This window comes from Sinomonas mesophila, assembly GCF_001999765.1.
Lineage (GTDB): Bacteria > Actinomycetota > Actinomycetes > Actinomycetales > Micrococcaceae > Sinomonas > Sinomonas mesophila.
The window spans coordinates 1-25,459 of record NZ_MTIC01000023.1; the positions used below are offsets into that span (position 1 = coordinate 1).

Annotated in this window: 21 protein-coding genes, 1 tRNA gene, 1 rRNA gene and 2 riboswitches; of the genes, 16 read left to right on the forward strand and 7 right to left on the reverse strand. The window is 71.4% G+C overall.

The annotated features are described in order from the left end of the window. Positions 1-164: 164 nt before the first annotated feature. From rrf to BV907_RS16145, 3 genes are all read left to right on the forward strand, one after another. Positions 165-281, forward strand: a 5S ribosomal RNA gene (gene rrf, locus BV907_RS16135). Between the two features lie 96 nt (positions 282-377). After that, entirely contained in the window at positions 378-923 is a 546-nt protein-coding gene (locus BV907_RS16140) for an SRPBCC family protein (RefSeq protein WP_077490769.1), read from the forward strand. Between the two features lie 100 nt (positions 924-1,023). Beyond that, complete coding sequence (locus BV907_RS16145) at positions 1,024-1,656, forward strand: DUF2461 domain-containing protein (protein ID WP_077490846.1); 633 nt, start codon at positions 1,024-1,026, stop codon at positions 1,654-1,656. A 16-nt stretch (positions 1,657-1,672) separates the two neighbouring features. Here BV907_RS16145 and BV907_RS16150 read toward each other — a convergent pair whose 3' ends face one another. From BV907_RS16150 to BV907_RS18570, 4 genes are all read right to left on the reverse strand, one after another. Beyond that, complete coding sequence (locus BV907_RS16150; protein ID WP_077490770.1) at positions 1,673-3,055, reverse strand: DUF4032 domain-containing protein; 1,383 nt, start codon at positions 3,053-3,055, stop codon at positions 1,673-1,675. 107 nt (positions 3,056-3,162) lie between these two features. Continuing rightward, the gene (locus BV907_RS16155) at positions 3,163-4,245 is read right to left on the reverse strand and encodes an ABC transporter ATP-binding protein (protein ID WP_077490847.1); all 1,083 of its coding nucleotides are present in this window, start codon (positions 4,243-4,245) and stop codon (positions 3,163-3,165) included. A gap of 239 nt (positions 4,246-4,484) precedes the next feature. After that, positions 4,485-5,291: a trehalose-phosphatase gene (gene otsB / locus BV907_RS18565; protein ID WP_245828033.1), complete on the reverse strand. Its 807-nt coding sequence runs from the start codon at positions 5,289-5,291 to the stop codon at positions 4,485-4,487. Further along, complete coding sequence (locus BV907_RS18570; RefSeq protein ID WP_139346834.1) at positions 5,288-6,757, reverse strand: alpha,alpha-trehalose-phosphate synthase (UDP-forming); 1,470 nt, start codon at positions 6,755-6,757, stop codon at positions 5,288-5,290. Before BV907_RS18570 ends, otsB begins: the two co-directional genes overlap by 4 nt. A 217-nt stretch (positions 6,758-6,974) precedes the next feature. Here BV907_RS18570 and BV907_RS16165 point away from each other — a divergent pair, with 217 nt between their 5' ends. Next, positions 6,975-7,883 (forward strand): DsbA family protein, encoded by a 909-nt coding sequence (locus tag BV907_RS16165; protein WP_077490771.1) that lies wholly within the window; start codon positions 6,975-6,977, stop codon positions 7,881-7,883. A gap of 163 nt (positions 7,884-8,046) precedes the next feature. Then, positions 8,047-8,120 (forward strand) — tRNA-Thr (locus BV907_RS16170). Between the two features lie 43 nt (positions 8,121-8,163). Here the strand turns inward: BV907_RS16170 and BV907_RS16175 are convergent. From BV907_RS16175 to BV907_RS16185, 3 genes are all read right to left on the reverse strand, one after another. Beyond that, positions 8,164-10,344 (reverse strand): transglycosylase domain-containing protein, encoded by a 2,181-nt coding sequence (locus tag BV907_RS16175; protein WP_077490772.1) that lies wholly within the window; start codon positions 10,342-10,344, stop codon positions 8,164-8,166. A gap of 16 nt (positions 10,345-10,360) precedes the next feature. Then, positions 10,361-11,038: a hypothetical protein gene (locus BV907_RS16180; RefSeq protein WP_139346835.1), complete on the reverse strand. Its 678-nt coding sequence runs from the start codon at positions 11,036-11,038 to the stop codon at positions 10,361-10,363. 149 nt (positions 11,039-11,187) lie between these two features. Then, positions 11,188-11,808, reverse strand: coding sequence for an L-threonylcarbamoyladenylate synthase (locus BV907_RS16185; RefSeq protein ID WP_077490774.1), 621 nt, complete (start codon positions 11,806-11,808; stop codon positions 11,188-11,190). 113 nt (positions 11,809-11,921) lie between these two features. On the opposite strand from BV907_RS16185, the gene BV907_RS16190 reads away from it, so the two are divergent. The 11 genes from BV907_RS16190 to BV907_RS16240 all read left to right on the forward strand — a co-directional run bounded on the left by BV907_RS16190 (position 11,922) and on the right by BV907_RS16240 (position 25,277). After that, positions 11,922-12,158, forward strand: coding sequence for a hypothetical protein (locus BV907_RS16190; RefSeq protein ID WP_139346836.1), 237 nt, complete (start codon positions 11,922-11,924; stop codon positions 12,156-12,158). A gap of 66 nt (positions 12,159-12,224) precedes the next feature. Then, positions 12,225-13,082 (forward strand): metal-dependent hydrolase, encoded by an 858-nt coding sequence (locus BV907_RS16195; protein WP_281250879.1) that lies wholly within the window; start codon positions 12,225-12,227, stop codon positions 13,080-13,082. 159 nt (positions 13,083-13,241) lie between these two features. Continuing rightward, positions 13,242-15,692 carry a Tex family protein gene (locus BV907_RS16200; protein ID WP_245828041.1) on the forward strand — a complete coding sequence of 817 codons (2,451 nt, stop codon included), beginning with the start codon at positions 13,242-13,244 and terminating at the stop codon, positions 15,690-15,692. 56 nt (positions 15,693-15,748) lie between these two features. Next, positions 15,749-16,390: a GNAT family N-acetyltransferase gene (locus BV907_RS16205; protein ID WP_077490778.1), complete on the forward strand. Its 642-nt coding sequence runs from the start codon at positions 15,749-15,751 to the stop codon at positions 16,388-16,390. Positions 16,391-16,427: 37 nt separating this feature from the next. Beyond that, a complete protein-coding gene (locus BV907_RS18575; RefSeq protein ID WP_139346837.1) occupies positions 16,428-17,165 on the forward strand; it encodes a hypothetical protein in 738 nt (245 codons plus the stop codon). A gap of 116 nt (positions 17,166-17,281) precedes the next feature. Next, positions 17,282-17,467: a hypothetical protein gene (locus BV907_RS16215; RefSeq protein ID WP_077490780.1), complete on the forward strand. Its 186-nt coding sequence runs from the start codon at positions 17,282-17,284 to the stop codon at positions 17,465-17,467. A 160-nt stretch (positions 17,468-17,627) separates the two neighbouring features. Further along, positions 17,628-17,726: riboswitch (glycine riboswitch) on the forward strand. 1 nt (position 17,727) lies between these two features. Continuing rightward, positions 17,728-17,825: riboswitch (glycine riboswitch) on the forward strand. Positions 17,826-17,864: 39 nt separating this feature from the next. Next, positions 17,865-20,780, forward strand: coding sequence for an aminomethyl-transferring glycine dehydrogenase (gcvP, locus tag BV907_RS16220; protein ID WP_139346838.1), 2,916 nt, complete (start codon positions 17,865-17,867; stop codon positions 20,778-20,780). 32 nt (positions 20,781-20,812) lie between these two features. Continuing rightward, positions 20,813-21,985 (forward strand): glycine cleavage system aminomethyltransferase GcvT, encoded by a 1,173-nt coding sequence (gcvT, locus tag BV907_RS16225; protein ID WP_077490782.1) that lies wholly within the window; start codon positions 20,813-20,815, stop codon positions 21,983-21,985. 39 nt (positions 21,986-22,024) lie between these two features. Further along, a complete protein-coding gene (gcvH, locus tag BV907_RS16230; RefSeq protein ID WP_077490783.1) occupies positions 22,025-22,405 on the forward strand; it encodes a glycine cleavage system protein GcvH in 381 nt (126 codons plus the stop codon). After that, the gene (gene glyA / locus BV907_RS16235) at positions 22,402-23,733 is read left to right on the forward strand and encodes a serine hydroxymethyltransferase (protein ID WP_077490784.1); all 1,332 of its coding nucleotides are present in this window, start codon (positions 22,402-22,404) and stop codon (positions 23,731-23,733) included. The genes gcvH and glyA overlap by 4 nt, the downstream gene beginning before the upstream one ends. A 92-nt stretch (positions 23,734-23,825) precedes the next feature. Then, on the forward strand, positions 23,826-25,277 hold the full coding sequence (locus BV907_RS16240) for an L-serine ammonia-lyase (RefSeq protein WP_077490849.1): 1,452 nt from the start codon (positions 23,826-23,828) through the stop codon (positions 25,275-25,277). Positions 25,278-25,459 lie beyond the last annotated feature (182 nt).

The following is a 25,459-nucleotide window of genomic DNA, read 5'->3' on the forward strand; positions in this document are numbered from 1 at the left end:
GGAACTGCACGCGTCCACTCTACGGTCCCCAGACAACAAACCCCGCCCCCCAACCAACGGGGGGCAGCGGCAGGGGCACCACCACAACCGAATAACGCTCACGAAACACCGTGACCACAAGACTTCCCACCCACACCACGCGCGTGCGGGCCGGGACACAGGGTTACGGCGGTCATAGCGTGGGGGAAACGCCCGGTCCCATCCCGAACCCGGAAGCTAAGACCCACAGCGCCGATGGTACTGCACCCGACAGGGTGTGGGAGAGTAGGACACCGCCGGACAACACCACCCGTAGAGGGCCCCCACACCAGGGGGCCCTCCGGCATTTAACAACCACGCCCACGCGAGACCACCAAGCCCACCCGAGGAGGAATGCCATGAACGCCGAGGACGAGCTCCGCCCTGTCCCCACGGCTCCGCTCTTCTCGCATCCCGAGCCGCTCCCCGCGGATGCGTCTGCCTCCGCGGCGCCCATGGCGCCTGCTCGACCGGTCGAATGCGCCGTGGACGTGCCGGCGGCACTGGACCATGCCTTCGCGGGCTTCACAGAGTACCTGCACCTCTGGTGGCCCTTCGAGGACCTGAGCGTGCACGGTCCGGGGAGTTACGCCGGCTTCGAGGAAGGGTCGCTCGTCGAGACGTCTGCCGAGGGCGATCTCACGGAGTGGGCCGACGTCACGGCGTGGGAGCCGCCCACTCGACTCGGTCTGGCCTGGCACCAGGGAGGACCGGCGGGCCGCTCGACGGAGGTCGAGATCCGCTGGATTCCTGTCGCTGCCGGCGGGACAAGGGTCGAGCTCGTGCAGGTCGGATGGGCCACGAGCGAGGTTGACCACGCTGAACGCGCCGTCTACGCGGAGTTCTTGCCCCGCGCTTTTGCCCGCTACGCCCGGTTCATGGGCTCCCAGGGCTCCGCCCAGTAGCCTCGCGGGGCGCAGCCGTGCTGGACGGGACGATGAAGTCCCTGCGCGCCGCCGACCCGGCCTCTGGACGCGTCCCGAGGCGCGGGGGAAGATGCTGGGCATGGGCGCATTCGAGGGTTTCCCCGCCGACGGTCCGCGCTTCTACGCCGAGCTCGAAGAGAACAACACCCGCGACTGGTGGATCGAGCACAAGGACGTGTACGAGCGGGCCGTGCACGAGCCCATGCTCGCGCTGCTCGACGCCATGTCCGAGGAGTTCGGGCCCGGCAAGGCGTTCCGCCCGAACCGGGACGTGCGGTTCAGCCCCGACAAGTCTCCGTACAAGACCCACCAGGGAGGGTTCGTCGCGGCGGCAGAGGGCATCGGCTACTACCTGCACCTCGACGCGTCGGGGCTCATGGTCGGCGGAGGCTTCCACGCCCACACGCCCGAGACCGTGGCCCGCTTCCGGCGGGCGGTCAACGCCGAGGGCCCGGGCGCCGAGCTCGAGCGTGTCGTCGGAGACGTGCAGGGTGCCGGGTTCACGATCGGCGGCGAGCGGCTCAAGACCGTGCCGCGGGAGTTCCCGAAAGACCACCCGAGGGCGGAGCTGCTCAAGCACAAGTCGCTCACCGCGGGCATCACCTTCGGGCAGCCGGACTGGCTCGACGAGCCGGCGGCCGAGGATCGCATCCGCGAGCGGTGGCGGCAGCTGCGCCCCCTCGTCGAGTGGCTCGCCGAGCACGTGGCCTGACGGGCCCGCTCGGGCGTCAGTCGTCGTCGTCCTCGCTGTGCCGCGCGTCCTCTGTCTCGATGACCTTGAGCGTCTGGGTGTCGGGGTTGAGCATGATCGCTGCCTCGTCCCGGCGGTGCCGCAGGACGTTGTCGATGTACGACTGGAGCGTCTCCGCGAGGGGGACGTAGCGGTCGAGCTTCTCGGACATGTACCAGCGGTGCTCGAGGACCTGGTGCACGACCTCGGCGGGCTCGAGCTTGCCGGAGAGCTCCTTCGGGATGGCCTTGACGACGGGCTCGAAGACCTGGCTGACCCATGCGTGCGCGCTGATCTCCTCGTCCTGATCCGGGAAGTTGTCCGCGCGGAACGAGTCCATGTCGTTCAGGAGGCGCCGGGCCTGGTTCTCCTGCGCGTCGAGGCCCGTGAGCCGCAGGAGGCGGCGCTGGTGGTGTCCTGCGTCGACCACCTTTGGCTGGAGCTGGATCGTCGCGCCGTCCGGCGTCGTCTTGATCGCGTACTCCTCGACGTCGAAGCCGAGCTCGTTGAGACGGCGGATGCGCGCCCCGACGCGCCAGCGCTCGCCGAGCTCGAAGGACTCCTTCTCGGTGAGCTCGGCCCACAGGTTCCGGTAGGAGTCCATGATCCGCTCGCTCGTGGCGACCGGATCGACCTCCTCGTCGATGAGCCCGCCCTCGAGGAGGTCCATGAGCTCGCCGGCGATGTTCACGCGGGCGATCTCGAGATCGTACTCGCGCTGGCCCGTCGAGAGGTCCGGGTACAGCTCGCCCGTCTCGGCGTCAACGAGGTAGGCGGCGAAGGCGCCCGCGTCGCGGCGGAAGAGCGTGTTGGAGAGCGAGACGTCGCCCCAGTAGAAGCCCACGAGGTGGAGGCGAACGAGCAGGAGGGCCTGCGCGTCGATGAGGCGCGTGAGCGTGTCGCGGCGCAGGGTCTGCGAGAAGAGCGCGCGGTAGGGGAGTGAGAACTTCAGGTGCCGGGTCACGAGGACCGGGTCGAGCGGCGTGCCGTCGGGGGCCTGCCGGTCGCGGATGACGGCGACCGGCTCGACGCAGGGCACGTCGAGCCGCTGGAGCTTCCGCAGCATGTGGTACTCGTGCCGGGCGATGTGCTCGCCGGTCTCCTTGACGGCGATGACGGAGTTGCCCAGCTTGGCGAAGCGCACGATGTGGCGCGAGATGCCGCGGGGTAGGGCGGCGAGGTGCTCGTCCGGCCACTCCTCGAGCCGGATGTGCCAGGGCAGGTCCAGAAGCTCCGGGTCGGCGGCAGCGGCCGTGATGCTCAGGGAACCCAGGACGGGAGCGGACGGCGGCTCGGCCAGCGGCTCGCGCCGGGGGAGCTTGCCCAACTCGTCGTAGTCCGTGGGCTCGTCCTGCCACGTGGCGCTGCTCTGTTCCGTCATGTTTCCCATTCTTCCCTCGATAGTCTGCGTCACCCAGCCCCGCACACGGCTGTGCCCGCCGGGAGACCCGGCGGGCACAGCTGACGGCGTCAGGCGTCTCGCAACAGTCAGTCGCCGAGGCGCAGGCCGGTCTTGGTGTCGAAGAGGTGGACGTGGCCCTGCTGCGGGCGGACCCAGATCTTCTCGCCCTTCATCGGGGGGCGGCGGCCGTCGACGCGGGCGACGATGTCGTGGTTCTCGCCGTTGAGCGTCGTGTGGCCGTACACATAGGCGTCGGCGCCGAGCTCCTCGACGACGTCGACCTCGACCTCGAGGCCGTCGCCCACGGAGGCCGTCTCGAGGTCCTCCGGGCGGACGCCGAGGGTCACCGTGCTGCCGTGGGCCTCGGAGAGGACCTCGCGGGAGACCGGGTACACGGCGCCGCCGAACTTCACACCGCCGTCGACCTCGGGGAGCTCGAGCAGATTCATCGCCGGGGAGCCGATGAAGCCGGCGACGAACACGTTCGCCGGGCGGTCGTAGAGCCTGCGCGGGGTGTCGACCTGCTGGAGGAGGCCGTCCTTGAGGACGGCGACGCGATCGCCCATCGTCATGGCCTCGACCTGGTCGTGCGTGACGTAGACGGTCGTGACGCCGAGGCGGCGCGTCAGGGAGGCGATCTGGGTGCGGGTCTGGACGCGGAGCTTGGCGTCGAGGTTCGAGAGCGGCTCGTCCATGAGGAAGACCTGCGGGTTGCGGACGATCGCGCGGCCCATGGCGACACGCTGGCGCTGGCCACCGGAGAGGGCCTTCGGCTTGCGGTCGAGGTACTGCTCGAGGTCGAGGAGCTTGGCGGCCTCGCGGACGCGCTGCGCGCGCTCCTCCTTGGAGATGCCGGCGATCTTGAGGGCGAAGCCCATGTTGTCCGCGACGGTCATGTGCGGGTACAGCGCGTAGTTCTGGAAGACCATCGCGATGTCGCGGTCCTTCGGCGGGACGTCCGTCACGTCGCGGTCGCCGATGAGGATGCGGCCCGAGTTGACGTCCTCGAGGCCAGCGAGCATGCGGAGGGAGGTCGACTTGCCACAGCCCGACGGGCCGACCAGGACGAGGAACTCACCGTCTGCGATCTCGATGTTGAGCTTGTCGACGGCGGGCTTGTCAGTGCCCGGGTACAGACGCGTCGCATTATCGAAAGTAACTGTAGCCACAGTCATCAATCCCTTCACCGGCAGGTACGTGCCGGACGATCCGTAGTGAATGGTTCTTGTTGTTCAGTTGTGTGCGAAAGGAGCCCGGCCAGAACAGGCCGTCGATCCTGACGGCGCCCATTTTGGCACAACCACCTCAGCGGGGGCAGTGCCCTCGCTCACAGACTCGAGTATGGCATGCATCACACGCGGGAGGAAATGTGACTTCCGCAACATCCCATGATGTGGACGCCCGGGTGTCAGCGGGGCTCGGCCTCCCCAGCCGTCCGCTCGGCGGTGAGCTCCGAGCGCAGCCGCGCGAGGAACTCCACGATGCGCGCGACGTCCTCGGTCGTGTCGACCCGGAACCGTGCGACCGTCTCCCCGGGCCCGACCTTGATCCCGACGTCCGCCGCTTCGAGGGCCCGGAACCCGTCCTCGTCGGTGACGTCGTCGCCTGCGAAGAACACGCCGTCGGCCTCGGCGACCTGGCGGAGGAACGCGAGCCCCTCGCCCTTCGTCGCGTGCACGACCGAGCCCTCGAGGACCTGCTTGCCCGTCTTGAGGAAGATGTCCGTGCGCCCGTCGAGCTGCCGCCGTGCCTCCGCGACCGCGGCCTCGGCGACGTCGGCGCTGGCCTGGCGCGTGTGCAGCACGCGGCCCGCCGGCTTCTCCTCGACCCACGTCCCCGGAGCCTGGGACGAAACCTCCGTGCAGACGCGGTGCAGGTCCGCGAGGGCGGCGGTCTGGTCCGGGTCGAGGACCACGGGGTGCTCCTCGCCGCCGAGCCGCACCTCGGCGCCGTGGCTGCCGATCAGCAGCGTCCGTGGGTCGGGCGACGCGACGGACTGCAGGCTCGCGAGCGAGCGGCCCGAGACGAACGCCGTCCAGGTCAGCGGGAGGGCGGCGAGGCGCACGACGGCGTCGGCCGTCGCCGGGGTGGGCCGCGCCTGCTCCGCGCGCTCGACAATCGGCGAGACCACGCCGTCGAAATCCAGGGCGACGAGGAGGCGCTCGACGCCGGCGAGGCGCCGCAGCGCCGCCTGCAGGGGCCCGTCGAGGCTCACCGGCACACCTCCGTGAGGCGGGAGAGGAAGATGGAGGACCACTCCTCGACGTTGTGCACGAGGATCTGCCTCCGCATCGCCTTCATGCGCCGGCCCGCGACGCCCGAGGGGAGGGTGATCGCCGTCGTGATGGCGTTCTTGAGGCCGGCGATGTCGTGCGGGTTGATGAGGAGGGCCTGCTTGAGCTGGTCCGCCGCGCCCGTGAATTCGCTGAGGATGAGCGCCCCGGTGCCGTCGCGCCGCGCCGCCACGTACTCCTTGGCCACGAGGTTCATGCCATCCCGCAGGGCCGTGACGAGCATGACGTCGGCCGCGAGGTACAGCGCGACCATCTCCTCGACGGGGTAGGAATGGTGGAGGTAGCGGACGGCGGTGTGCTGCATCGTGTCGAACGTGCCGTTGATCCGTCCCACGGTGCCCTCGACCTCCTCGCGGAGGAGCCGGTACTGCTCGACGCGCTCGCGGCTCGGGCTCGCGACCTGGATCAGCGTGACCTCGCCGACCTTGACCCGCCCGTCCGTCAGGAGCTCCTCGAAGGCCTTGAGCCGGTGGCGGATGCCCTTCGTGTAGTCGAGGCGGTCCACGCCGAGCATGATCGTCTTCGGGTCGCCGAGGTCGTGGCGGATCTGGCGCGCCCGTTCGATGATGTCCGGCCGTGAGGCGAGCTCGGAGATGCGCTGGGTGTCGATGGAGATGGGGAAGGCCTCGGCGCGGACGAGGCGCTCGCGGCCGCCCTCCATGACGGCCAGGCGCGTGCCCTTGCCCGTCGCAGCGGTGAAGCGGCGGGCGGCGCGCGCGAAGTTCGAGGCGTCGTTGGGGCGCTGGAAGCCGAGCAGGTCGGCGCCGAGGAGGCCTTCGAGGACCTGCCGCCGCCACGGAAGCTGGGCGAAGATCTCCTGCGGCGGGAAGGGGATGTGGTTGAAGAACCCGATCTTCAGGTCGGGGCGCGCGGCTCGGAGCATCGCTGGGACGAGCTGGAGCTGGTAGTCCTGCACCCACACCATGGCGCCCTGGGCCGCGTGGGCGATCACAGCGTCCGCGAAGCGCTGGTTGACGCGCTGGTAGGCCTCCCACCATGCCCGGTGGAACTCGGGCGGGGCGATGACGTCGTGGTAGAGCGGCCACAGCGTGGCGTTGGAGAAGCCCTCGTAGTAGAGCTCGAGCTCGTCCGCGCTGAGCGGCACCGGCACGAGGGCCATGCTGTCGTGCTCGAAGGGCTCGAGCTCCTCGTCCGCCGCGCCGTGCCAGCCTACCCACGCGCCGTCGGACTTCTCCATGATGGGCGCGAGCGCGGTCACCAGGCCGCCGGGCGACCGCCGCCAGCCGTTGTCGTCGCCGTCGCCCGCCCGGTCCACCGGGAGCCGGTTCGAGACGACGAGGAAGTCGTAGGCGTCCGAGGGCGCGGCGTTCGGCCGCGTGCTATCCTCCTGATCCTCGAGCGGACTGCTGACGGTCTTCTGACTCACGTTCGGCTCCCTGGACTTGGTCCGTTGGTCTTGCCGTCCACCCTACCCGTGGGCCTGAGCCGCACGTCACACAGCGGCGGGGAACTGCGGGCGGGCGCGGCTCGTTGCGCGAAGAGGAATTACCCGGCCCGGGCCAGTCCAGCGCACTGGAATACACTGACCCCGTCGCCGACCACGTGCGTGCTTCGTGCGCGCCGCGAACCGATCACGAGGAACGATGAGCCCCGCCAACCAGCCACGACAGACCAAGGCCGAGCGTACCGCGGCCGCCCGCGAGAAGGCCCGCCAGATCCGCGAGGAGCAGCTCAAGAGGGAGAAGCGCAACAAGCTCCTCCTCCGTTGGGGCGTCGTGGCCGCGCTCGTCGCCGTCGTCGCCGTCGTCGCGCTCGTCGTCACGACCTCCCTCCGCCAGAACGCGCCCATCGCGGACACGGGGCCGCGCGCGGCGAACTCGAACCAGTACGGCGGCGTCACCCTCGGCAAGGGCACTGAGGTGACCGCCGTGCCGGCCTCGACGGTCGACGTCGCTTCCGTGCCCGCGCCCACATCGCAGCCCACAGCGGGCCAGCCCGCGAGCGCCCCCGGCGTCGAGGCATCCCCCGCGGGCGAGCCGGTCAAGGTGGTCCTGTACATCGACTTCATCTGCCCAGCCTGCAAGCAGTTCGAGGCAACGTACGGCGAGAAGCTCACGCAGCTGCGGGACGAGGGCAAGGTCACCGTGGAGTATCGCGCCATCGGCTTCCTGGACCGCCAGTCCACGACCAACTACTCCTCGCGCGCCGCGAACGCCGCCGCATGCGTCGTGAACTCGACGCCGCAGCACTACGCGGCGTTCGTCGACGAGCTCATGGCGCAGCAGCCTGCCGAGGGCGGCGCGGGCCTGTCCGACGACAAGCTCAAGGAAATCGCCCGCGGCCTCGGCGCCACCATCGACCAGTGTGTCGAGGACAAGACCTACCGCCCGATGGTCAAGTACGACACCCAGCTCGCCTCGGCCTCCGGCGTGACCGGCACCCCGACTGCGTTCGTCGACGGCAAGCAGTGGGGCATCGGCGAGTCCGCCCAGCAGGGCTTCGACCAGTTCGTCGACGCCGCGGTGGCGGCGAAGGTGCCTGCCGCCGCCTGACGCTTCGCACGCGCACGACGCCGGCCCGGTCCCCTCGCGGGGGGCCGGGCCCGTCCCATCTCTGGCGGGTCCAGCGCAGCGCGAGCGACAATTCCCCGCCGACCCGCCGTTCACGCTACGCTGGTGGGAGCGTCCGACGGCTCCGAGCCGCGCCGGGCGCCGCGCCTCCTTAGCTCAGTTGGCCAGAGCATCTGTCTTGTAAACAGAGGGTCGCCGGTTCGAATCCGGCAGGGGGCTCTGCAGACCCCCGCCGTCGCCCGTCAGCGCAGGGGGCGGGAGGTCAGGGCCGGGGCGGAGGAGCCCCGGCGCGGATCAGGTGCGGGGGCGGGGGATCGAAGCCCCCACGGTCGTAATGGACCAGCACGGTGCGCATGTAGTAGGCCCACTGCGGCCCGGCGATGTAGGCGCCGTCGATGTTGGGCCAGAACTTCCCGTTGATGACGACGTTGCGGCCCACGCGGTCCTCCGGATTGCCCAGCGCCTCCCCGAAGAACGATGCGGTGGAGAGGCCGCGTGTGTACCCCATGACCCAGGTCTGGCTGTTGAACTGGTTCGTCCCGGTCTTGGCGGCGGCGGGCGCGCCGATGGAGATGGTCCGGTCGGAGTTGTCCTTGATGTGGTACCCCGAGCCCTTCGTCAGGACGTCCTGGAGGACGTTCGTCGCAGCCTTCGCGACATCGGGTGACAGGGCCCCAGCGCGGCACTGCGGCGTCTGGCCACCGAGCCTGTTGCCGTTCGCGTCCTTCACTTCGGTGATCGAGATCGGTACGCAGTGCGTCCCGTTCGCCGCGAAGGTCGCGAACGCGTTCGCCATCGTCAGCGGGGACACGTTCGGGCCGCCCAGCAGGTTGCCCAGGGTCGACATGTCCAGCGGCGCGGCCCGCCCCTCGCCGTCGTGCATCCCGAGGGCGTCCGCGGCCCGCTGGATGCTGCAGAAGTCACGCAGGCCTGCCGCGGAGGCGAAGGTCGCGGTGTTGATCGAGTTGTAGACGCCCTCGCGGACGGTCAGGGGCCGGTACCAGCCCTCGTCGTTGTTCCGAAGGTCTGGAGCGGTCCCCAGGCTGACCGTTGTGTCGTCGAACGCTCCGGTGACACGTGCGCAGGTGTTCCTCCACGGGTGGTTGAGCGGGTAGCGGCGCTGGGCCGCGTTGACGACTTGATCGGTCGGCTTGCCCTCGCTGAGCCAGGCCGCGAGCGTCACGGGCTTCATCGCGGATCCCGGCTGGAAGCCGCCGGCGCCGCCGAGCTGGTTGCCGTTGGCGTCGGTGCGGTCGACGTTGAAGTTGTAGCTCGTGACGAAGTCGAGGCCCTGGCCCTCGAGCATCCGGGTGTTCTGGGCCATCGACAGCACCCTGCCCGTCCCCGGCTGGACCGTGACGAGCGAGGCGCCCCACCTGTCCGGGTTTGCGCCCGCTGTCGCGTCCACTTGGGTCTGGGCCGGCCCCTGGAGCCGCGGGTCGAGCGTGGTCGTGATGACCAGGCCGCTGCGCTGGACCGTCAGGGCGCGGTCCTCGGGGGTGGCGCCGTACGCCGGATCGTTGAGGACCTGGTGCAGGACGTAGTCGCAGAAGTACTGCGCCTGGACGGCATAGGCGCAGCCCTGCCGGGACGGGCTGAGCCGCAGCTCAATCGGGGTCGCCACGGCCTCGTCGTGCTGCTCCTGGGTGATGTAGCCGCGCTCGAGCATCGTGTCCAGCACGAGGTTGCGCCGCTCGAGCGCAGCGTCGGGCTGGGTCGTGGGGCTGTAGACAGAGGGCCCATTGACGATCCCCGCGAGGAGCGCGGCCTGCGGCAGGGACAGGTCCTTGGCGTCGACCGTGAAGAAGTACTGGCTCGCCGCCTGGATGCCGTAGGCGTGCGTGCTGAAGTAGACGATGTTGAGGTACCCCTCGAGGATCTGCTCCTTGGAATAGCGCTTCTCGAGTGCGATGGCGAGCTTCATCTCGCGCAGCTTGTCGCCCAGGCTCTTCGGGCCGGTGAGCACGGCCGCCGGATCGCCGCCGCGGGCGAGCTTGTTCTCCTTGAGGACGTTGGCCACGTACTGCTGCGTGAGGGTCGACGCGCCCTGCCGGTCGCCGCGGAGGTTGGCGATGGCGGCCCGGACGACGCCCGTCGGGTCGACGCCGCCGTGCTCGTAGAACCTGTAGTCCTCGATCGCGATCAGGGCATCCTTGGCGTGCTGCGAGATCTGGTCGAGAGTCACCGGGGTCCGGTTCTGGGTGAAGACGGTGCCGATGAGCGAGCCGTCCGCCGCGAGGATCTTCGTCACGAGTGCCGGCGGGGTCACCTCGAGCTCCGTCGGGAGGCTGTCGAAGAACTTCGCGGAGCTGTCCGCGGCGGCCCACGTCGCCACGGTCACGGGCGCGAGGAAGCCGACGGCGAGCACCCCGCACAGGGCGCTGACGGCGAAGAAGGTGGTGAGACTTTTGAGAGCTGTGGGCATGCCATCGAGAAAGCTCATGGGTCATGTCACATCCTTAGGGTCCGTCCTCGTTGAGGCGCCTCAGGTACGTGGCGACGTCGTAGGGGCTACCGCGCGGAGGCTTCACTGGTCCATCGGGCGGGGGCTGGCCGTCCTGGGTCTCCGATGTGGTTCCGGGCGCCCCGGGTCCCCGGTAGTGCCTGTCCTCGAACGCTTGGCGCCGTTGGCGGCGAGTGAAGGCGAGCGTCGCCACGCCCATGACCACGAGGACGAACGGCACGCCCGCAATGCGTCCGAGAGCGAGGAGTTCCATGCAGAGCAGCACGACGATGAGCCACTTCGTGACGACGGCCGCGAGATTGGCGGCCCCCGCGCTGCGGCCCGCGCGCCACAGGGGGCGGGCGTCGGCCCCGACGGCCCCGAGCACTCGCTCGGCCTGCCCGATGGTGAGGCCCTTGAGGCTGGGCATCGTGCCCGTCTCGCGCCACACCGCGCGGCGCACGTAGGCGATCTGCAGAGGGCGGGCGGGCGGGGTGCCGTCGGGCGCGAGGAGACCGCGCCAGGCGGCGGTCGTGTTCCGGCTCACGACGCCGAGGCCCTCCTTCCGCATCTGCCCCCGCCCGGTGGGTGGCTGGGGCTGGGGGAGGGAAGGCGTTCGGCGCACGACCGCTGCGGGAGCGCGGTACGGGCGGCCGTGCCGCGGGCGCCGGACCCGATAGTGGATATGTCCCATGGGGACCTCCTCTGGCTCCCTCCATTCTAGGATCCGTCCCCCTCAACAGTCCCATGACTGGAACTGTCGAGCGTGCCAAAGACCTGTTATCCCCGTCAGGATTCACCCGGCGGCGGGCGTCCCTCAACGCCCGCCGCCATCCGCGCGCCCTATTCGAAGCGGCTCGGGTCCCCGGCTCCGCGCCGGGCGATCTCGGCGGTGCCCGAGGAGAAGTCGACGACCGTCGTCGGCTCGGACCGCGTGGCGCCATCGTCGATCACGGCGTCCACCGCGTTGTCGAGGCGCTCCTTGATCTCCCACCCATCGGTGAGCGGCTCGTCCTCGCCCGGCAGGAGCAGCGTCGAGGAGAGCAGGGGCTCGCCCAGCTCGGCAAGCAGCGCTTGCACGACCGGGTGGTCCGGGATGCGCACGCCCACGGTCTTCTTCTTGGGGTGGAGCATGCGCTTGGGGACCTCCCGCGTGGCCGGGAGGATGAACGTGTAGGGGCCGGGGGTCACGGATTTGATGGCCCGGAACACGTCGTTCGGCATGTCCACGAGCTGTCCGAGCTGGGAGAACTCGCGGCAGACGAGGGTGAAGTGGTGCTTGTCGTCGAGCTGACGGATCTGGCGGATGCGGTCGAGCGCCTCGCGGTTGCCCATGACGGCGCCGAGCGCGTAGCACGAGTCGGTCGGGTATGCGATGAGGCCGCCGTCCCGCAGGATCTGCACCGCCTGGCTGATCGCGCGCGGCTGCGGGTCGACCGGATGGACGTCGAAGAATCTCGCCATGCTGGACAGCCTACGCCGCCGCTCGGGACGTGGAGCGGTTTCCTCGCGGCGGATCGGGCCCTGCGCGGCGGGGGAGCCGGAGAAATGTCGGAGGGCGTCCGTAGCCTCGTTCCATGAGCACAGCAGCAGTGATGACACGTGAAGCTTCCGGCGGGCACGAGGCACGGCGGGCAGGCCTGGCCGTCGTCGAGGACGCCTGCCTCGACTGCGGTTCGGCGCTCGCGGACTTCGAGGTGCACCGGTGCGCGGGCTGCGCCGACCTGGCCCTCCACAGCGAGTGCCGAGACTGCGGCCGCGTCCTGAGGGATGCCGATCTCGATGCCGGCGCGTGCGCCGACTGCCTCGCGTGAGCCGCCGCGCGTGAAGCACTGCCATCGCACCGTCCCTCATCCGGCGAGGGAGGGCTCCACAGCATGATGGGAGCCCACCACGCGGCCTGTGGCGCAGCAGCCTGGGTCGCAGTGACTACGCATGTCCACATCGACCTCTCCGGCGCCACCGCGCCCCTCGGGCTCGGCCCGGCTGCCATCGACCTCGGCTGGCCCGTCATCGAGGCCACGCCCGTCGGCGTGGTCGTCGGCGCACTCGTCACCGCGGGCGCGGCGCTGCTGCCCGACGCCGACCATCGCAGCGCGACCATCGCCCAGTCCCTCCCGCCCGTCTCGAGCCTTCTCTGCCGCGCGATCGGCGCCGTCTCGGGCGGCCACCGGAACGGGACGCATTCCCTCCTCGGAGTCGGGTTCTTCGTCGCTCTCGCCTGGCTCGCGGGCCAATGGACCCTTGAGACGCAGGAGTGGGGGACGGTCTACGTCGGGGCCGGGCTCGTCTCGCTCCTTCTCGTCTCCTTCGCCGCGAAGGTCCTCGGGATCCTCCCGGACGGCCTGCAGAAGCTGCCGTGGATCCTCTCCGTGCCGCTCGCGCTCTTCATCGCGCTGTACGCGCCCCAGGAGCAGGACTGGTTCCCGCTGGCCGTCGGACTCGGCGCCGCCGTCCACATTGCCGGAGACATGCTCACGACGGGCGGGTGCAACCTCCTGTGGCCCCTCCGGCTCCGCCGGCCGCGGGCGCTGCACAAGGTGCCCGTCATCCGGTGGATGTGGCGCCGCGGCGGCCACCTCTCCATCCCCGTCCTCGGGGACGCCGGGTCCTGGCGCGAATGGCTCGTCCTCGTGCCCGTGGGGCTCTACGCCGTGGCAGGCGTCGGCGCCGCCCTGCTCACGCTCGGCAAGGCCGGGGTCGTTGCGCTCGCGCTGAGCTGGGGCATCGGGGGCTGAGAGGGGATCGGGCGCCCGGGGGACGTTCGCCGAAAGGCTGCGCGGAATGTCGGAGGGATGGTGCACAGTAGGACGGTGAGCATTGAGCCTGCCCCCACCGTGAACCGTCCCGCCGCGCCACCCGCCCAGGGGCCAGCCGCCCCGGCCGCCGGCACGACGATCGCCGAGCCCGCCCTGCCCAGCGCCGAGGAGACTGCCGCGGCGATCGCCCGGACGATCGCCGGCGAGCTGGGGGTTCAGGCGTGGCAGGTCCGCGCCGCCGTCGAACTCCTCGACGGCGGGGCGACGGTCCCGTTCGTCGCCCGCTACCGGAAGGAGGCCACGGGGACGCTCGACGACGCGCAGCTGCGCGAGCTCGAGGAGCGCCTGCGGTACCTGCGCGAGCTCGAGGACCGCCGGCGGGCAGTCCTGTCCTCGGTCGCCGAGCAGGGCGCGCTCACCCCCGCACTCCACGACTCGCTCCTCGCGGCAGCGACGAAGGGCGAGCTCGAGGACCTCTACCTCCCCTACCGGTCGAAGCGCCGCACGCGCGCGCAGGTCGCCCGCGAGGCCGGCCTCGAGCCGCTCGCCGACGCGATCCTCGCCGATCCCTCCCGGGACCCCGAGGCCCTCGCCGCCGCCTACCTCAACCCCGAGCACGGGATCGAGGGGGCGGCCGAGGCGCTCGCGGGCGCCCGAGCAATCCTCACTGAGCGGGTCGGCCAGGACGCAACGCTCGTCTCGGCGCTGCGCGAGCGGCTCTTCTCCGGCGGGAGGCTGCGTTCAGCGGCCAAGGGCGGCGCGGCCTCCGAGGGCTCCGCGACGGCCCCGGCCCAGCGCCGGGCCGCCGACGGCGCCGGCAAGTACGACGACTTCGCCGACTGGGTCCAGCCCGTCGCCTCCGTGCCCGGCCACCGGGTCCTCGCGCTCCTGCGTGGCGAGCGCGAGGGCGCCCTGTCCCTCGAGATCGCCGAGGCGGATCCGCGCGACGAAGACGGCCTCGCCGAGGCCCGCGCCGGCTACGAGAATGCGGTTGCGCGCGCCCTCGGCGTGCGCGGCGGCTCCGGGACGCCCGCCGGGAAGTGGCTTGCCCAGACCGTCCGGGTCGCATGGCAGGGCCGGCTCCTCGCCAAGCTCGAGTCGGATCTCCGCGCCCGCCTCTTCGACGCGGCGGAGGAGGAGTCCGTCAAGGTGTTCGGGGCGAATCTGCGTGACGTCCTGCTCGCGGCCCCCGCCGGGAACCGCGCTGTCCTCGGCCTCGATCCGGGGCTGCGCACGGGAGTGAAGGTCGCCGTCGTGGACCCGACCGGGAAGGTCGTGGACACCGCGACCGTGTACCCGCATGCCCCGGCCAAGAAGTGGGACGAGGCGCTCGCGACCCTCGAGGGGCTCGCCCGCAGGCACGGCATCGACCTCGTCGCAGTCGGCAACGGCACCGCGAGCCGCGAGACCGACAGGCTCGCCGGCGAGCTGCTCACGCGCCTGGGCAAGCCCCGCAACGCCAAGGTCATCGTGTCCGAGGCCGGGGCCTCCGTGTACTCCGCCTCCGCGCTCGCCTCCGCCGAACTGCCGGACCTCGACGTCTCCCTCCGCGGGGCCGTCTCGATCGCCCGGCGTCTCCAGGACCCGCTCGCGGAGCTCGTCAAGATCGACCCCAAGTCCATCGGCGTGGGCCAGTACCAGCACGACGTCACGCCCGCGAAGCTCGAGCGGAGCCTCGACGCCGTCGTCGAGGACTGCGTCAACGCCGTCGGTGTGGACGTCAATACGGCCTCGCCGGCCCTGCTCTCGCGGGTGGCCGGAGTCGGCCCGACCCTGAGCCGGAACATCGTCGAGTACCGGGATGCCAACGGCGCCTTCGCCACGCGCGCGGAGCTCAAGAAGGTCCCGCGGCTCGGCGCCAAGGCCTTCGAGCAGTGCGCGGGCTTCCTGCGGATCACCGGGGGGAAGCAGCCGCTCGACGCCTCCGCCGTGCACCCCGAGGCCTACGCCCTCGCCGCGCGTATCCTCGCCGCGGCCGGCGGCTCCAAGGACCGAGTCGCCACGCTCGACCCGGCGCAGTTCGTGGACGAGCGGTTCGGCCTGCCGACGGTCCGGGACATCATGGCCGAGCTCGTTCGCCCCGGCCGCGACCCGCGGCCCGAGTTCGTCACGGCCTCGCTCGCCGAGGGCGTGGAGACCATCTCGGACCTCAGGCCCGGGATGGTGCTCGAGGGGACCGTCTCCAACGTCGCGGCGTTCGGGGCCTTCGTCGACCTCGGCGTGCACCAGGACGGGCTCGTGCACGTCTCGGCGATGAGCACGAAGTTCGTCTCGGATCCGCGCGAGGTGGTCACCTCTGGGCAGGTCGTCACGGTCAAGGTTCTCGACGTCGACGTCGCCCGCAAGCGGATCTCGCTCACGCTGCGCCTCGACGACGAGCCCGGTGCCGAGCGCGGCGGGAAGAGCGGCCGCGGCGGCGAGGACCGGCGTCGCCCGTCGGGCGAGGCAGCGTCGCGCGAGGGGGGCCGCGGCCGGGGCGGTCGAGGCCAGGGCCAGCGGAGTCAAGGGCAGCAGGGCGGCCAGCCCCAGGGCGGCTCGGCCGACACGGCCCTCGCGGACGCCCTCCGGCGGGCGGGCCTGGCCCGCTGACGGCGAGCCGGGCCAGTCGGGCAGGGATGGTCACCGCGGGTCGGTAGGGTGGGCGCGTGACCGAACCCCTCCTCTTGACCGGTTCGCGCGTCGTGCTGCGCGACTGGACGCACGACGACGTCGAGTCCTACCGCCGCTGGATCGTCCCACCCGCCCCCGGCGGGGGCAGCCGGGGAGTCCACGAGTGGCAGCTCTACGATGGCCCGTTCTACTCCCGCTGGACGGCCGAGGGCGCGAACCGCTGGTGCGACGGCCTCCAGCGCCGTGTGCGCGACGGCGACTGGCCGGAACCGCGGGAGGCCCTCGCCGTCGCGGACGCGGCCACCGGAGAATTCGTCGGCCAGGTCTCGTGGTACTGGGAGGAGAAGCCGGGCGAGCAGGACGCCGAGGGCACGGGCCTGCTCCCGTGGCGCCGCATGGGCCTCGTCATCTTCGACCCGGCCCACTGGTCCGGCGGGTACGGGACCGAGGCCCTCGCCCTGTGGACCGGATACCTCTTCGGCGCCACGGACAGCGGCCGCCTCGACTACGCGACGTGGAGCGGCAACGCCGGCATGCTCCGCATCGGCCAGAAGCTCGGCTTCCTGGAGGAGGCCCGGTTCCGGCAGGCGCGCAAGGTCCGCGGCCAACTGTACGACGCCGTCGTGTGCGGGATCCTGCGCAGCGAATGGGAGGAACGGACGCCGTCGGGGGCGTGACAGACCCGTTCACGGACCCATGGCACAATGGGCCGCGGTGCCAGCTCTAACTCGACCCCGCGCAGGAACCGCCGGAGGGCCGCTCAGGTCCCGGCGGGAGCTTCGCGAACCTTCCCGGCTCTCCGTCCGCACTCTGGCTGCGGCCGCCGCGGGGGCGCTCCTCGCGGCGGCGGCGATCGTGGGCCTCGCCGCGGCACCCCTTGTGGTCCTCGTCGTCGCCGGGGCCGTCCTGTGCGCGGCCCTGATCTGGAGGCCGTCCGGCCGCCGCCCCGCGACCGCGCGCTATGTGCCGACCGCCCTGATCTGGGGCGCCGTCGTCGCCCTCCTCCTCGCCCTCGGCGCCGCCTCATTGCAGGGCGTCCTCGGCGCCTGGACCTCGGCGCTGAGCGGCCTCACGTCCCCGGACCCCGCCCCCGCGCCCGGCGTCGGGGGCACGACGGCGGGATCCTCGCCCTCGCCGTCGTCCCCGCCGCCGTCGGTGTCGCCGACCGCCCTCCCGCCGGCCCTGGCGTCGCAGGCCCCGACCGCGACGCCGCTTCCGACCGGGAGTCCGTCGTCGCCCGCCGCGAGCCCCGCGGCCCCGGGGGCCGCAGCGCCGTCCGCCCAAGCCCCCGCGCCCGCCCCCGCACGGACCATCTCGGCGACGCCGGCACCCTCCCCGCCGCCCTCGCCCACGGCCGAGTGCCGGACCGAAGGGGACGAGGGGATCGGCACCCTCCTCGATGGCCTGCCCGGGTACTCGTCAGGCGGCGGCAGCGGCGAATCCTGCTCCTGACCGGCCTCGGCGCCAGTGTGTCTGAACTCACACCGTGGACACGCCGTGCGCCCCTCGGAGCGGCCTCAGAATTGAGTGGGGTCCCGGGAGGCGCGGGGCCCAGAGCGAGTGGAGCGATGTTCGAGTTCAACCTTCAGACGGCCGTGTTCTTCGGCACCGTTGCCCTGGGTGGGCTGCTGTTTGTCCTGGCGATCCTGGCCCTTGTCGGTGCGACCATGCTGCTCGGTGCGATCCGCAGCGTGCACCGGTCCGCGGACGTGGCGACCGATCGATGGGCGAGGCGCTCGCAGGCCGCTCGCTGAGCGCGTGGCTGCGGCGTCCGGCGGGGCCCGGTGATCTTCGGATCGCCGGGCCCCCCTGTACTGGCCACCCGGCCGGGATGCCGCCCTCCAGGGGCCCGGCATTTGCCGTAATGACGCCGGGCATAGCAGAATTGGAAGGCAGCACAACCGAATAAGCCTCTGATCTGCGGCGGGAGAGTCCTGCGAGCATGAGCAAGCAGGCGCCGTAGGAGCAACACCTCCCCAGGAATCTCTCAGGCACCTGTACCGTCGCGGCAAGGCAACTCTGGAAAGCAGCCCAGCGATGCTGGACTCACCGACGGTGCAAGCCGGCCCGAGAGCCGGCGGAATCTCTCAGGTCCGATACAGAGCGGGGAGGAACCTGTTACATCGCCGCACCTTCGGGTCGGCCAGATTGATGGAGTTCCCCGTGACGGACCTTTCAGCACCCGCAGCCTTCGTCGAGCGCCATATCGGCGCGCGGCGCGATGCGGACATCAAGCACATGCTCGACACGGTCGGCTTCGACAGCGCCGATGCGCTGGCAGCCACCGCCGTCCCGGACAGCATCAAGCAGCACAAGCCGCTCGTCCTCTCCCGCGCGCTCAGCGAGACCGAGGCACTCGCCGCCCTGCGCCGCCTCGCCGCGAAGAACCAGCCCCGCGTCCAGATGATCGGGCAGGGCTACTACGACACCGTGACCCCGCCGGTGATCCGCCGCAACGTCGTCGAGGACCCGGCCTGGTACACGGCCTACACGCCGTACCAGCCGGAGATCTCCCAGGGCCGGCTCGAGGCGCTGCTGAACTTCCAGACCGCCGTCGAGGACCTCACGGGCCTGCCGATCGCCAACGCGTCCCTCCTCGACGAGGCCACGGCCGTCGCGGAGGCGGTGCTGCTCATGCGCCGCGCCAACAAGGACAAGGCCGCTTCCAACGGCAGGACCGTCCTGGACGCGGACCTGTTCCCGCAGTCGATCTCGATCGTCAAGGGCCGCGCCGAGGCGCTCGGCTTCGAGGTCGAGGTCGCGGACCTCTCGGAGGGTCTGCCCGAGGGGCCGATCAACGGCGTCGTGCTCCAGCAGCCCGGCGCGTCCGGGCGGGTCGCGGACGCGACGGCCCTCATCGCGGAGGCGAAGGAGCGCGGGGCGATGGTCACGGTCGCCGCCGACCTCCTCGCACTGACCCTCATCAAGTCCCCGGGCGAGCAGGGCGCTGACATCGCCGTCGGCTCCGCCCAGCGATTCGGCGTCCCGCTGTTCTACGGCGGCCCGCACGCGGCGTTCATGGCGGTGCACGCGGGCCTGGAACGCCAGCTCCCGGGCCGGCTCGTGGGCGTGTCGAAGGACGACGCCGGGACCCCCGCCTACCGCCTCGCGCTCCAGACCCGCGAGCAGCACATCCGCCGCGAGAAGGCGACCTCGAACATCTGCACCGCGCAGGCGCTGTTGGCGATCGTCGCCTCGATGTACGCCGTCTACCACGGACCCGAGGGCCTCAAGGCGATCGCGCAGCGCACCCACGCGCACGCCCGCTCGCTCGCCGCAGCCCTCGAGGGCGCCGGCGTCGAGATCGCGCACCGCAGCTTCTTCGACACCGTCACCGCCCGCGTCCCGGGCCGCGCTGGCGCGCTCGTCGCCGCGGCCGAGAAGCAGGGCGTGAACCTGCGCCTCGTCGACGCCGACACGGTCGGGATCTCGTGCGACGAGGCGACGACGGCTGACATTGTGGACACCGTCGCCGGTGTGTTTGCGTCAACACAGGCGGGTGCGCCGGGCGACGGCGTCGACACCGCGGGATCGGGGGAGCCGGCCGGCGGGTTCGGCCTCGAGGACGCCGCGCACCGCTCGAGCGCCTACCTCACGCACCCGGTGTTCCATTCCTACCGCTCCGAGACCCAGATGCTGCGCTACCTGCGCCGCCTCTCTGACCGCGACCTCGCGCTCGACCGGACGATGATCCCGCTCGGCTCGTGCACGATGAAGCTCAACGCGACGGTCGAGATGGAGGCCATCACGTGGCCCGAGTTCGCCGGCATCCACCCCTTCGCCCCGGACTCCCAGACCGAGGGCTGGCGCGAGCTCATCGCCGATCTCGAGGCGGACCTCGCCGCGATCACCGGCTACGACCAGGTCTCGATCCAGCCGAACGCCGGCTCGCAGGGCGAGCTCGCGGGCCTGCTCGCGATCCGCGGCTACCACCACTCCCGCGGCGAGGCCCAGCGAGACGTGTGCCTCATCCCCGCCTCGGCGCACGGCACGAACGCCGCCTCCGCCGTCCTCGCGGGCATGAAGGTCGTCGTCGTGGCCACCGCCGCCGACGGCACGATCGACCACGAGGATCTCTACGCCAAGATCGAAGCGAACCGGGACCGGCTCGCGGCGATCATGATCACCTACCCGTCCACGCACGGCGTGTACGACGCCGACGTGCGCGAGGTCTGCGACGCGGTCCACGCCGCGGGCGGCCAGGTGTACATCGACGGGGCCAACATGAACGCCCTCGTCGGCCTCGCCCAGCCGGGCCAGTTCGGCGGCGACGTCTCCCACCTGAACCTGCACAAGACCTTCTGCATCCCGCACGGCGGCGGCGGCCCCGGCGTCGGCCCCGTCGCTGCGCGAGCACACCTCGCCCCGTTCATGCCGGGCAACGCAGCGGACTGGCAGGGCGGAAGCGACGTGCCGATCTCGGCCTCGCGCTTCGGCTCCGCCGGCGTCCTGCCGATCTCGTGGGCCTACGTCAAGCTCATGGGCGGGGACGGCCTGACCGAGGCCACGAAGTCCGCGCTGCTCGCGGCGAACTACATCGCCAAGCGCCTCGACGAGCACTTCCCCGTCCTCTACACGGGCGAGGGCGGGCTGGTCGCGCACGAGTGCATCCTCGACCTGCGCCAGCTCACGGCCAAGACCGGCGTCACCGCCGAAGACGTGGCCAAGCGCCTCATCGACTTCGGCTTCCACGCCCCGACCCTGGCCTTCCCGGTGGCCGGGACCCTCATGGTCGAGCCCACCGAGTCCGAGGACCTCGGCGAGATCGACCGGTTCATCGAGGCGATGATCGCGATCCGCGCCGAGATCGACCAGGTCGCCGCGGGCGACTTCGCCCTCGCGGACTCCCCGCTGCGCCGCGCACCGCACACGGCTGCCGCGGTCGTGTCCACCGAGTGGGAGCGGCCCTACACGCGCGAGCAGGCGGCCTTCCCGGGCCGGACCCGCACCCAGGACAAGTACTTCGCGCCCGTGGGCCGGATCGACGGCGCCGGCGGCGACCGCAACCTCGTGTGCGCGTGCCCGCCGCTCGAAGCGTTCGAGCAGAACACAGCCCTCGAGAACTGACGCGGCCGCTCCCCACCTCCCAGGAGACCTCCATGACTGAGACCACCACTGCGCCCACCGCTGCAGAGAAGCACACCGCGCTCCACGAGGAGCACGCCGCCCTCGGGGCATCCTTCACCGACTTCGGCGGCTGGCAGATGCCCCTCAAGTACGGCTCCGAGCTCGCCGAGCACCGGGCCGTGCGCGAGGCTGCGGGCCTCTTCGACCTCTCCCACATGGGCGAGATCTGGGCCACGGGACCCGACGCGGGCGCCCTCCTCGACTACGCGCTCGTCGGCAAGCTCTCGGCGATCCCTGTCGGCAAGGCCAAGTACTCGCTCATCTGCGCCACGGACGGCGGGATCATCGACGACCTCATCGTCTACCGCGTGTCCGAGGACGACTTCCTCGTCGTCCCGAACGCGGGCAATGCCCCGACTGTCGCCGCCGAGCTGGAGGCCCGTCTGGCCGCGTTCGAGGCCGCTCGCGGCGCGGCCGCCGTGACGCTGCGCGACGCCTCCGCCGAGACGTCCCTCGTCGCCGTCCAGGGCCCGAACGCCGAGGCGATCGTGCTCGCCGTCGTCCACCCCGACGACGCCGCGGCCGTGGTCGGCCTGAAGTACTACGCCGCCGTCGAGCTCGAGGCCGCCGGGATCCCCGTGCTCCTCGCCCGCACGGGCTACACGGGCGAGGACGGCTTCGAGCTGTTCGTGCCCAACGGGCGCGCCGCCGAGCTGTGGAAGGCGCTCGCCGCGGCGGGCGAGGGCCACGGGCTCATCCCCTGCGGCCTCGCCTCGCGCGACTCGCTGCGCCTCGAGGCCGGCATGCCGCTCTACGGCAACGAGCTCTCGCGCGAGCGCACCCCGTTCGCGGCGGGCCTCGGCGGCGTCGTCGCGCTCAAGAGCAAGGAGGGCGACTTCGTGGGCCGCGCCGCGCTGCAGGCGGCGAAGGACGACGGCGAGGGCGCCACGAGCGGCCAGCGCCTCGTGGGCCTTCGCGGCCTCGGGCGACGTGCGGCCCGCTCGCACTACCCGGTCCTGAAGGATGGCGTGAAGGTCGGCGAGGTCACCTCGGGACAGCCGAGCCCGACGCTCGGCTACCCGGTCGCGCTCGCGTACATCGACGTCGAGCACTCCGCCCCCGGGACGCGCCTCGACGCTGACCTGCGCGGCAAGGCCGAGCCTTTCGAGGTCGTCGCGCTGCCGTTCTACCAGCGCCAGAAGTAGCCCCCAGCCTTTCCAGCGACGAAAGAAGGAAGCACTGACATGAGCAAGGTCCAGACCGGCCTCCGGTACTCCGAAGAGCACGAATGGCTCGACACCGCCGCCGCCCCGGCCAAGGTCGGCGTCTCCCAGGTCGCCGCCGACGCGCTCGGCGACGTCGTGTATCTCGACCTGCCCGAGGTCGGCAGCGAGGTCACGGCGGGTGCGACGTGCGGCGAGATCGAGTCCACGAAGAGCGTCTCCGACCTGTACTCCCCCGTGACCGGGACCATCGTCGAGGTCAACCAGGACGCCATCGACAACCCGGCCCTGGTCAACGAGGACCCGTACGGCGCGGGCTGGCTCTTCGCGGTCGAGGTGTCCGAGGAGGGCCCGCTGCTCTCCGCCGAGGAGTACGCGTCCAAGAACGGCGGCGAGCTGTGAACGCCGGGGCCATCAGGCAGGACGCCGCCGCCTTCCAGCAGGTCCGCTCCGCCTCCCTCGACGCCGACCTCGCCGTCCTCGACCTCGAGATCGCCGCGAGCATCAACGCCGAGGCGGCCCGTCAGCGCGGCGGCCTCGAGATGATCGCATCCGAGAACCACACGGCCGTGGCCGTCATGCAGGCCCAAGGCTCCGTGCTGACCAACAAGTACGCCGAGGGCTACCCGGGCAAGCGCTACTACGGCGGCTGCGAGCACGTGGACGTCATCGAGCAGCTCGCGATCGACCGCGCCAAGGCCCTCTTCGGCGCCGAGTACGCGAACGTCCAGCCACACTCCGGCGCGCAGGCCAACGCCTCCGTCATGCACGCGCTCATCAAGCCCGGCGACACGATCATGGGCCTGAACCTCGCGCACGGCGGCCACCTCACGCACGGGATGAAGGTCAACTTCTCCGGCCGGCTCTACAACGTCATCCCGTACCAGGTGCGCGAGGACGACCACCGCATCGACATGGCCGAGGTCGAGCGGCTCGCGCAGGAGCACAGGCCGCAGCTCATCGTGGCGGGCTGGTCCGCCTACGCGCGCCAGCTCGACTTCGCCGAGTTCCGCCGGATCGCCGACTCGGTCGGGGCCTTCCTCATGGTGGACATGGCCCACTTCGCGGGCCTGGTCGCCGCGGGACTGCACCCCTCGCCCGTGCCGCACGCACACGTGACGACGTCCACGACGCACAAGACCCTCGCGGGCCCGCGCGGCGGCATCATCCTCACGAACGACGCCGACATCGCCAAGAAGATCAACTCGGCGGTCTTCCCGGGCCAGCAGGGCGGCCCGCTCGAGCATGTCGTGGCGGGCAAGGCCGTCGCGTTCAAGATCGCGGCGTCCGAGGAGTTCCGGGAGCGCATGGAGCGCGTCCTCGCGGGCGCGAAGATCATCGCGGAGCGCCTCACGGCCGACGACGTCCGGGCCGCCGGCATCGGCGTCGTCTCGGGCGGCACCGACGTGCACCTGGTCCTCGTGGACCTGCGCGACGCCGCCCTCGACGGTCAGCAGGCCGAGGACCGGCTCGCGGCGATCGACATCACCGTGAACCGCAACGCCGTCCCGTTCGACCCGAGGCCCCCGATGGTCACCTCGGGCCTGCGCATCGGCACCCCGGCCCTCGCGACCCGCGGCTTCGGCGAGGCCGCCTTCCGCGAGGTCGCGGACATCATCGCCCAGGCCCTCATCGCGGGCCCGGACGAGGACCTCTCCGGCCTCAAGGACCGCGTCGACGCCCTGGCGGCGGCGCACCCCCTCTACCCGGGCGTGGCTGACCTCGCCTGAGCACCGGGACGCGCGCGCCCCGCACCGGCCCACCGGCCGGCCCGCGGGGCGCGCGTACCCTTCACCGTCTTCTCGAGGAAGGAGTGGTCGACATGGCAGTCGGCGTCTTCGAGCTCTTCTCCGTGGGCATCGGCCCCTCCAGCTCCCACACCGTCGGGCCCATGCGGGCCGGTGCGGTCTTCGCGCGCGAACTGCGCGAGAAGGGCCTCCTCGACCGGGTCGCGTCGCTGCGCGTCGACCTGTACGGCTCCCTCGCGGCCACGGGCCACGGCCACGGCACCTTCACCGCCGTCCTCCTCGGGCTGGAGGGCTTCGAACCCGAGGAGATCCTCCCCGACCAAGTCGAGGAGCGCCTCGCCTCGATCGCCGGCACCGGCAAGCTCAACCTCGCGGGCGGGGCCCTGCTGACGTACGGCGTCGAGGACATGGTCCTGCACCCGCTCACCGTCCTGCCCCGGCACACGAATGGCATGCGGTTTCAGGTCTTCGCTGCGGGTGACGGCGCCGCCGACGCCGAGGGCTCGGCCGGTGCCGACGGCCCCTCCGGCTCACCCGAACTGCTCCACGAGGCGACCTTCTTCTCTGTCGGCGGAGGCTTCATCGTCCGCGAGGGCGAGGAGCAGTCCGCCCAGACAGAGCTCGACGAGTCCAAGAAGGAGCTCCCGTTCCCGTTCCGCACCGCCGCCGAGCTCCTCGGCCGGTGCGCCTCCAAGGGCCTCTCGATCAGCGACATCATGCTCATCAATGAGAAGGCCTCCCGCTCCGAGGAGGAGATCCGCGAGGGCCTGAAGCACATCTGGTCCGTCATGGAGGGCTGTGTCGAATCCAGCCTCAAGCGCGAGGGCCTCCTGCCCGGCGGGCTCAAGGTCCGCCGCCGCGCGCCCGACTGGCACGAGCGGCTCCTCAAAGAGGACAAGGACCGCGACCCGAAGTACTGGCAGGAGTGGGTCAACCTCATCGCCCTCGCGGTGAACGAGGAGAACGCCTCGGGCGGGCGGGTCGTTACGGCCCCCACCAACGGGGCCGCGGGCATCATCCCCGCCGTCCTCTACTACGCCCTCAACTACGCGCCCGGGATGGACCAGGCCACGCAGGAGGACAAGGACGACGTCGTCGTCACGTTCCTCCTCGCCGCCGGCGCCGTCGGCGTCCTCTACAAGGAGCAGGCCTCCATCTCCGGCGCGGAGGTGGGCTGCCAGGGCGAGGTCGGATCGGCGTCGTCCATGGCGGCGGCGGGGCTCGCCGAGGTCATGGGCGGCACCCCCGCCCAAGTCGAGAACGCGGCCGAGATCGCGATGGAGCACAACCTCGGCCTCACGTGCGATCCCATCGGCGGGCTCGTCCAGGTCCCGTGCATCGAGCGCAACGCCATCGCCGCGGCCAAGGCGATCAACGCCGCGAAGATGGCCCTGTGGGGCGACGGCTCGCACCGCGTCTCGCTCGACGAGGTCATCGTGACCATGCGCGAGACCGGCAAGGACATGAGCCACAAGTACAAGGAGACGGCGATGGGAGGCCTCGCGGTCAACGTCGTCGAGTGCTGACCAGCCTCCCTCCCTCCTACGCCCAACGCCGCATCGCAACACGCTGTTATGGCGCTGCCATAACAGCGTGTTGCGATGCGGCGTTGTGTGTGTGGGGGGAGGGCTTTCAGCCGGCGCACAGGGGACGCCCAGCGGCGGCTGACGCTCCTTCTCTAGGGTTGTGGTCAACCCCAGGAGGTCCC